An 8323-nucleotide genomic window follows, 5' to 3' on the forward strand; every position below is an offset into this window, starting at 1 on the left:
TTATATTAATATGTCTTTAAAATAAATAATTTTTAGTATATATTTCAATAGAATTTATTTCTAAAAAATATACTTCATATATAAGTATATTATATTTTTTTTATAATACTATTAATAGTATAAAGCTTAAAGTTTAAATTATAGAAATACTTCATAAATTTCTAAATAAACTAAGAGTTATATCATGTTGATATTTCATTAACTCTTATTGAGGCGAAAAAATGCAAGTAAAAATCAATGATATTGAAATGGATATAACTGCTGGTTCAACTGTTGAAGATGCTATTAAACTTTCTAATGCACCATATATCAGTGGTACACCTATTGCTTTAATTGAAGGTAGGCAAGAACTTGAAAGTCAAGTAAATAAATATAAAATAGAAACTACTGGTGGTAGTGTAATTATTGAATTAGTTGATAATGCAGAATTATTAACAGATTTCTGGAAAAAAAATTATAAGAAATTTATTAATAAAGTAATTCGTTGGACTACATCACAAGAAGTGGCTATGGGTGCAGTAAAATCTGATTTAGAGCCAACAAATAATGAGTATTTATATAATAGATGGGATGTAATCATCAGTTTATCTGGATTTTCAAATGAAGCTACTCATATTATTTTCTCTAAATCTAAACATCAATCAATTTATAGTGTACCTAATCAGAATAAGGGAATTGTTGCTACAGTTGTTGGTGGTAAAAGAAATATTCTTAAACTTAAAAATACTGATGAAATTATAAATATTGAACCTATTATTGAACGTAAAAGTGTTATTAATAGTGCATCAGTTACAGATTTATCAACAACACTAAAGGAAGGTAATGAATTATTTACTTATGTTGAAATTGAGGCAAATCATGAAGCACCAATATCCTTTGAACATTTTCTTAAAATAATAGAAGATGGAACTTTCTATGTAGACTATGAATCTGAAAGTTTTATTGGTAATGATAAATTAAGGGGCTTAGAAAAGGATTCAGAAGTTATTGAAAAAAGAAAACGTGGTGCAGTTACCCTAAGAAATCAGGGTGCTGGTGTAGGAAGAGTATATATCTACAGAGAAGATCGTGTAGGAGTACCTTCACATAACATAATTGGTTATGTATCTAGAGGTATACAGTTATTAGATACTGTTAAAGAACATGAAAAAATAACTATTAAAACAGTACCTGAAAAGATATCTACTGTTGCATTAACACAAAAAGATGCTGATATTTATCTTGAAAACTTAGGTATTGAACATGAACGTGATGGATTAGTTGATGATGATGCTATAATTGTTGCACAAGACCCACTTTATACTGTGGATATTGATAAACAAAAGAAACTTAAGACATTGGGAGTACCTAAGGATGATTTTGTTGAAATAGAATTATATGCTGATGAAAATCCAAGTTCAGTATGGTATTTTAGAAAAATTTCTGGTTTATTAAATGGTGATGTTGGACATCTACGTGTTAATATGGCAATAAAGGAAATGAATATAATCATGTTTAAAGCAGTGAATAAAGAAGCTAAAGGTTTAATTCCAGAAAAATTACCAGATAATAAGGTTAATGCTTGGGAAATATGTGTAAGTAACACTGCATGTAAACATGTTGGTAATATTGGTATTCGTTTTGAAGACAATAGTGAATTTGGTCCTACTGGTGAATCATTCAGTGCTACTAATGTGATTGGAAAAGTTGTTGCTGGATTTGATAATCTAAAAGCATTTAAAGAAGGAGATACTGTTTATGTCAAAGAACGCTAAAGATATTGACACAGAATTTTGTCATATTCCAATGGGTGATGGAACATACAGAGATTCAAATCAGAAGGATAAAATAACTCGTATGATTGTTTTAGGTCCTGGATGTAGAGTAAGTTCAAAAGAATTAATGAATTTTTTACATTTACTTGAATTACCTATTAATATTCGTCTAACTTGTTATGGTGCAAACATTAATGGTGTTAGAGAAGATATTATGGAAGCAATTGAAAAGACTAGAAAATTAGATCCTAGTCATATTTTCATTAAATTTAGAGGTTTTCCTCCAGGTGATCCAAGGAGATGTAGAGCTAAAAGAGGGGGAGCTCGTGAAGGTTTTCATCAAATTGAAGCTGAATATAAATTACTAGAGGATGTAAGTTATGCTTTAGAACATCCAAAACATGTTGATTTAGAATTACCTAAAAAGATTTCAGTTGATGATTTTAAAAGTATTGTAGATGAAGTTGAATCTAAAAAATAGGTGTTATTCATGAAAATAGCAGTAATTCCTGATGGTGCTATGATGATTATTCATTTAGTAACTAAGAATGGTCATGAATATTTATCATCAACAAATCTTTCAGAGGAAAAATTACGAAAAAAGGATCCCTATGATGATTCTTTTTGTGATTATGATGCTCCACCATTTAGTATGAAGGATCATGAGAGATTAACTGGAAATAAGTATGCCTCATGTGAGACTCCATCAGGCCTACGTGGTCGTATGTCTATGTTTGATTTTATTATTAGGGATGCTGATGCTGCTATTATTATGGGTCCACGTCCTAAAGGTTACAAACATATGTATAATCATTTAAATGAATTGATATTATTTAGTTGTGTTGGATGTTATAATCATTATAAACTTTTAATACAGTTAATTAAACAAAAAGATATTCCAATACTTGAATTAGCATATCCTGATAATAGGGAGAAAATAATTTGTATGATAGATAGAATTAATGATTTTCTTCAAGGACTTCATACTGGCAAATATAAAAATGAAGTAATTAATGATGATAATTTAAATTGTGATATGAGGCCTTATAAAAAGAAGATATCATTAAATGATTTAGAAAAAATAATAAATGAATTTAATTAGAAAAAGGAGAATTAATTAGAGGTTATATTATGAAAGTTGCAATTTTTCCACCTAACTCTATGATTTTAGCAGATATGGTAGTTAGATGTGGTCATGAACCATTAGTTGTTCAAAAACAGATGAAACAGAAGGTAACAAGTCCAGATATTGATGCACCTCCATTTAACATGACTGAGGACGATCCAATAAGTGGTCTTAAATATGCTGCAATAGAAGTTCCCTCTGGTGTACGTGGTCGTATGTCTTTATTTGGTCCAATAATAGAAGAAGCAGAAGCTGCTATTATAATGAATGAAGCACCATATGGTTTTGGATGTGTAGGATGTGCTAGATCATCTGAATTAACAGTATTTTCATTAAGAAGAAAAGATATTCCAGTATTGGAGTTAGATTATCCTACATCTCGTGATGCAACTGTAGAAATGGTACATAAAATAAATACATTTCTTGATAACTTAAATAATATGGAAGATGATGATAATGATTAAAATAGCTCAACTATCTTGTGGAACAGAATATAGTGGTGTTCAAAAGGAAATTGAAAAAGCAGCAGGTATGTTTGGTGCACAAATGGTTATGCCTGATGTGAATTTAGATGACATTGATGAGGCTTATGAAAAATTTGGTTTAAGCTGTGCAAGTTCAAGTCTTAAATTAATGATTGCAAGGGCAATGTCCCTTGTAGAAGGTAAAAATGAAGCTGATGCAGTGTTTATATGTACTTGTTTTAGATGTGCAGAAGCAGCAATTGCAAGAAATGAAGTACGTAGATTAATACAAAATAATACTGATTTACCTGTAGTAACATATTCATTTACAGAAAAAACAAAAGCATCTGAATTATTTATTCGTATGGAGGCATTAACCACTGTAGTTTCAAGAAAAAGTATTCTTGCACGTGAAAAACAAGAAGGTCTTACTCTTGGTATAGATAGTGGTTCAACAACAACTAAAGTAGCATTAATGGAAAATGATGAAGTATTAGGTACTGGTTGGGTAAAAACTGGTGATATTATTGGTTGTACAAATGATGCTATTAATGAAGCATTTGCAGAAACTGATTATACACTTGATGATGTTGAAGCTATAGGGACCACTGGTTATGGGCGTATGACAATAGGTAAGCATATGGGTGCAAAACTTATTCAGGAAGAAATATCTGTAAATAGTAAAGGTGCTGTGTATTTGGCTGGTGCACAAAAAGGTGAAGCAACAGTTCTTGATATTGGTGGTATGGATAACAAGGTAATTACTGTAAATAATGGTATTCCTGATAACTTTACAATGGGTGGTATATGTGCTGGAGCATCTGGTCGTTTTTTAGATATGACTAGTGGGAGATTAGGTGTTGATATTACAGAACTTGGTCCACTTGCTCAGAAAGGTAATTATAAAAATGCTGTGTTAAATAGTTACTGTATAGTATTTGGTATTCAGGATCTTGTTACATCCCTTGCAGGTGGGGCTTCAAAAGAAGATGCTGCTAGTGCAGCATGTTATTCTGTTGCAGAACAAGTATATGAACAACAATTACAGGAAATTGATGTTCGTGAACCTTTAATACAAGTGGGAGGTACTTCTCTTGTAGCAGGTTTAGTTGATGCTGTTCAAGATATTCTTGGTGGTATTGATATTATTGTACCAGAATATTCACAGTATATTGGAGCAGTGGGATCTGCAATGCTTGTTTCTGGACTTAAAGATACAGATATTGATGATAGTAAAAGATTCTAATTACAATGGAGGATTCCCATGTATGTAGAGTGTTATGATGAAGTGGGTGCTCAAGTATATGATACATTACTAAGACATGCACTTCAAGATCTTAAATTAGCAAGGGCTATAAGTGCAGTTAAGTTATTTATTGATCCTAGAGATGCCTTATTTATTGGGGTAGTAAAACTAGAAAAAGCATCACAGCCAATATATTTAACTGATATGGCATCATATGTTATAGAGGATAATGTTTTAAAAATTAAGATAGAAAATGAGAATTATCTTCCAGATCTTTTAAGGGTATTGTGGAGTAAAGAGGGTCGTGTTAATGTTTCACAACCTGATAGATATAAGATTGAAATTAAAAATCCAACAGTTGATGCTGAGAATTTAATGATTATTGATCCATCACATGAACTTAAAAGAAAGGTATATGATGCATTATTTAGGGTTATGCCTGAAGGTTTTCGTATGACACGTAATGCTAGTGAAGGAAATTTAATTTGTCTTATGAGTAGTGATGAAATTATTGATGAGAAATGGAATAAGAAATTTGAAGAAGTGATTGAAGAAGTTAAAAATATGTGATTATTTCATGATTTAAGGAGGTTTTTTCATTGAATAATAAAGACGATAAGAAGATGAGTCATTTTGCACATGTAACTCAGGCTCATCCATGTTTTAATGAAAAAATACATGATAAAGTTGGAAGAATTCATATTCCTATTGCACCAAAATGTAATATTCAATGTGGATTCTGTACAAGATCACTTAATGATGTAGAAAAAAGGCCGGGTGTAGCTTCATGTATCATGTCAATAGATGAGGCAATGAATCATATAAGAAAGACAGTTAAATCCATGCCTATTAATGTAATTGGTGTTGCAGGTCCTGGAGATTCATTATGTAATCCTAATACTTTAAAATTATTTAGAAAAGTTAAGGAAGAATTTCCTAATCTTATATTATGTATGAGTACTAATGGACTACTTGTACCTAAATATGCTGATGAAATAGCAGAAGTTGGTGTTAAAACTGTGACAATTACTGTTAATGCAGTGGATGTTAATATTGGTTCTAAAATATATGATAATATTGAGTATGGTGGAAGGATATATCATGGAGTTGAGGGTTTTAAAATTCTTTTAGATAATCAACTTAAGGGTATTGAAATGTTATCTAAACGTGGTGTTATTGTGAAGGTAAATTCTGTATTAATACCCGGAGTAAATGATAAACATATAAAAGAAATTGCATCTGTTGTTAAAAGTAAGGGTGCATCTATTATGAATGTCCTACCATTAATACCTATGAATAAATTTAAGGATTATGAACGTCCAGGTTGTGGCATGTTAAGTGAGGTAAGAGAGGAAGTTGAAGAATATCTTCCAGTATTTAGGGCATGTACTCAGTGTAGAGCTGATGCATTTGGAATACCTGGTAAAAAGAGTGATGATTTTTCATTGGATCTTGTACCTAACAGTCATTATTAAATAATGACTCTTTTTAACTCTTTTTAGGAAAAATAGAATTTATATACTTTTTATATTATATATTAACCATGAGAATATTGTTTTTTTAGAGGTAATTATTATGATTAGAACATTATATTGGGAAAATAACAGATTATTTTTATTAGATCAAACAAAACTTCCACATACAATAGAATATGTGGAATGTAGAACATATACTGATGTAATAGATGGAATTAAAACTATGAAGGTAAGAGGTGCTCCTGCAATAGGTGTATCTGCAGCTTATGGTATGGCTCTTGGAGAATTAGCTGGAGAGGACATGGATGTTATTGGTGATGAAATAAAATCTGCAAGACCTACTGCTGTAAATCTTTTTTGGGCCGTTGATAAAGTTCTTGATTTAGTATCCAGGGGTAAATCGGCAGTTGATGTTGCAATTGAAATGGAAAAGGACGATGTTGCTATTAATAAAAAGATTGGTGAATATGGAAATAGTATTATTGATGATAATGATACTATATTAACACATTGTAATGCAGGAGCATTAGCATGTGCAGGTTATGGTACAGCTCTTGGTGTTATTAGAGCAGCACATGAGGCTAATAAAAATATTGATGTAATATGTGATGAAACAAGACCAGTACTTCAGGGTGCAAGACTAAGTGTATTTGAGATGCAACAAGAAAATATACCTGTACGTTTAATTGTTGATGGTGCTGCAGGACATATGATGCAAAAAGGTGAAGTAGATAAGGTTATAATTGGTGCTGATAGGGTTGCAAAAGATGGTGTTGCTAATAAAATTGGTTCATTAATGGTTGCTCTTGCTGCTAAACGATATGATATTCCATTTTATGTTGCTGCACCAATGAGTACATTTGATTTTGAGAATAATATTTTTGATACTATAATAGAACAAAGATTGCCGGAGGAAGTGTTATGTATTAATGGTAAATATATTTCAAAAAAACAAACAAATGTGGAAAATCCGGCATTTGATATTGTTGAATCAGATTTAATAACTGGTATTATTACAGAGGAAGGTATTAAAAAACCATTATAATACCTTTTTCTACTCTCTTTTTTTTATTTAATTTTCATATCTAGGGCTATATGCCATACTCCTGGACTTTGAGATTTTACTTTTCTAATATTTAAAACATCAGTTTCACGTGGATAGGCTGCTTTTTCTACTCTTTTTATCACTGTTTCATAGTCTGATGAGAATTCATAGTAATTTAAGATACCATCCTTTTGTAGATGATTAATAGCAACTGTAAGAAATTCTTTAGCAGTACCAGGTAGGTTCATTATGATTCTATTAGCAAGTGGTAGTTTATCAATTACCTTTCTTATATCTCCTTCAATTGGTATAACAGTTCCAACTAATTTATTAAGTTTAATATTTTCTTGTACATACTTGTATGCTTCAGGATTAATATCTACACTGTATATCTTAGCATTTTTCCTATGTGCAATACTTATTGGAAATGAACCTATACCTGCAAAGAAATCTATTATAACTTCATTTTCTTTTACTTCTTTTACAACACGTAAACGTTCTGTTGCAAGTCGTGGACTAAAATATACTGTTGATGGATTTAATTTGAATCTAATACCAAATTCTTTATGTATTGTTTCTAAGTTATCAATTCCAGCAATATGTTCAAGTTCTCTTGTACGTCTTACTCCTTGAATTTTACTCTTCTTATAATACACACTTTTTCTTTTAGTAAAATCAAGTACTGCTTGACCAATGACTTTTTTTTCATTTTCAAGTTCTGGTGGAATTTCTAGTATTACAATATCACCGATAATATCAAAGGATTTTCTTATATCTTCAAGTTCATTTTGAGGTATTTTATTATCAAGGTATTCCATGAAGTTTTTAGCTCTATGTTTATAAGGTATAAAATTATAGTCATCAATTGTTATAGTGTAGTTATCAATTAAGGATTTAATTAATTTTTCATTGTAGTTTTCTATTAATGGAATATAGACGTATTTGTCATCACTTTTTATTTTATAGTCTCTGTGTATTTGATTTTCTTTAATTAGATTTTTTCGTATGTTATTTGCATTTTTTTTAGTAATTTTTATACCTTTCATATATTAACACTTCATATTTTATTAACTTTATTCTGAAGAAAAAGAATTTAATAAAATTCCTTCTAAAAAGAGTTTTTATTATTATTAAAGAATAATTTTTTATCTATTTTTTTATTTATTTATTTGTTGTTGTATGGTGTTTACATAATATTTTTTGCAATGTTTTC

General features: G+C 30.0%; 9 protein-coding genes. 8 read left to right on the forward strand and 1 reads right to left on the reverse strand.

Features of this window, described 5'->3' with window-relative positions; genetic code table 11:
- Positions 1-221: 221 nt before the first annotated feature.
- The 8 genes from A9758_RS06110 (at position 222) to mtnA (ending at position 7110) form a co-directional block, all read left to right on the forward strand.
- Positions 222-1754 carry a methanogenesis marker 3 protein gene (locus A9758_RS06110; RefSeq protein WP_011406613.1) on the forward strand — a complete coding sequence of 511 codons (1533 nt, stop codon included), beginning with the start codon at positions 222-224 and terminating at the stop codon, positions 1752-1754.
- Positions 1738-2235 (forward strand): methanogenesis marker 6 protein, encoded by a 498-nt coding sequence (locus A9758_RS06115; protein ID WP_369815029.1) that lies wholly within the window; start codon positions 1738-1740, stop codon positions 2233-2235. Before A9758_RS06110 ends, A9758_RS06115 begins: the two co-directional genes overlap by 17 nt.
- 9 nt (positions 2236-2244) lie before the next feature.
- Positions 2245-2856: a methanogenesis marker 5 protein gene (locus A9758_RS06120; RefSeq protein ID WP_048059743.1), complete on the forward strand. Its 612-nt coding sequence runs from the start codon at positions 2245-2247 to the stop codon at positions 2854-2856.
- Between the two features lie 29 nt (positions 2857-2885).
- Complete coding sequence (locus A9758_RS06125) at positions 2886-3344, forward strand: methanogenesis marker 5 protein (protein ID WP_011406610.1); 459 nt, start codon at positions 2886-2888, stop codon at positions 3342-3344.
- Positions 3337-4590, forward strand: a complete 1254-nt coding sequence (locus A9758_RS06130; RefSeq protein ID WP_011406609.1) for a methanogenesis marker 15 protein — start codon at positions 3337-3339, stop codon at positions 4588-4590. The genes A9758_RS06125 and A9758_RS06130 overlap by 8 nt, the downstream gene beginning before the upstream one ends.
- A gap of 18 nt (positions 4591-4608) precedes the next feature.
- Positions 4609-5160 carry a methanogenesis marker 17 protein gene (locus A9758_RS06135; protein ID WP_011406608.1) on the forward strand — a complete coding sequence of 184 codons (552 nt, stop codon included), beginning with the start codon at positions 4609-4611 and terminating at the stop codon, positions 5158-5160.
- Between the two features lie 53 nt (positions 5161-5213).
- Positions 5214-6065 (forward strand): radical SAM protein, encoded by an 852-nt coding sequence (locus A9758_RS06140; RefSeq protein ID WP_048059874.1) that lies wholly within the window; start codon positions 5214-5216, stop codon positions 6063-6065.
- 100 nt (positions 6066-6165) lie between these two features.
- Positions 6166-7110, forward strand: a complete 945-nt coding sequence (gene mtnA, locus A9758_RS06145) for an S-methyl-5-thioribose-1-phosphate isomerase (RefSeq protein WP_011406606.1) — start codon at positions 6166-6168, stop codon at positions 7108-7110.
- Between the two features lie 23 nt (positions 7111-7133).
- On the opposite strand, the gene A9758_RS06150 is transcribed toward mtnA, so the two are convergent.
- A complete protein-coding gene (locus A9758_RS06150; RefSeq protein WP_011406605.1) occupies positions 7134-8156 on the reverse strand; it encodes a class I SAM-dependent methyltransferase family protein in 1023 nt (340 codons plus the stop codon).
- Between the last annotated feature and the right edge of the window lie 167 nt (positions 8157-8323).

The sequence above is a fragment of the Methanosphaera sp. A6 genome (assembly GCF_001729395.1).
GTDB lineage: Archaea > Methanobacteriota > Methanobacteria > Methanobacteriales > Methanobacteriaceae > Methanosphaera > Methanosphaera stadtmanae.

Excerpts from the sequence above, each read along its gene's own strand:
- A9758_RS06110 (WP_011406613.1), top strand. The coding sequence starts at position 222 with ATGCAAGTAAAAATCAATGATATTGAAATGGATATAACTGCTGGTTCA.
- A9758_RS06115 (WP_369815029.1), top strand. The coding sequence starts at position 1,738 with ATGTCAAAGAACGCTAAAGATATTGACACAGAATTTTGTCATATTCCA.
- A9758_RS06120 (WP_048059743.1), top strand. The coding sequence starts at position 2,245 with ATGAAAATAGCAGTAATTCCTGATGGTGCTATGATGATTATTCATTTA.
- A9758_RS06125 (WP_011406610.1), top strand. The coding sequence starts at position 2,886 with ATGAAAGTTGCAATTTTTCCACCTAACTCTATGATTTTAGCAGATATG.
- A9758_RS06130 (WP_011406609.1), top strand. The coding sequence starts at position 3,337 with ATGATTAAAATAGCTCAACTATCTTGTGGAACAGAATATAGTGGTGTT.
- A9758_RS06135 (WP_011406608.1), top strand. The coding sequence starts at position 4,609 with ATGTATGTAGAGTGTTATGATGAAGTGGGTGCTCAAGTATATGATACA.
- A9758_RS06140 (WP_048059874.1), top strand. The coding sequence starts at position 5,214 with ATGAGTCATTTTGCACATGTAACTCAGGCTCATCCATGTTTTAATGAA.
- mtnA (WP_011406606.1), top strand. The coding sequence starts at position 6,166 with ATGATTAGAACATTATATTGGGAAAATAACAGATTATTTTTATTAGAT.
- A9758_RS06150 (WP_011406605.1), bottom strand. The coding sequence starts at position 8,156 with ATGAAAGGTATAAAAATTACTAAAAAAAATGCAAATAACATACGAAAA.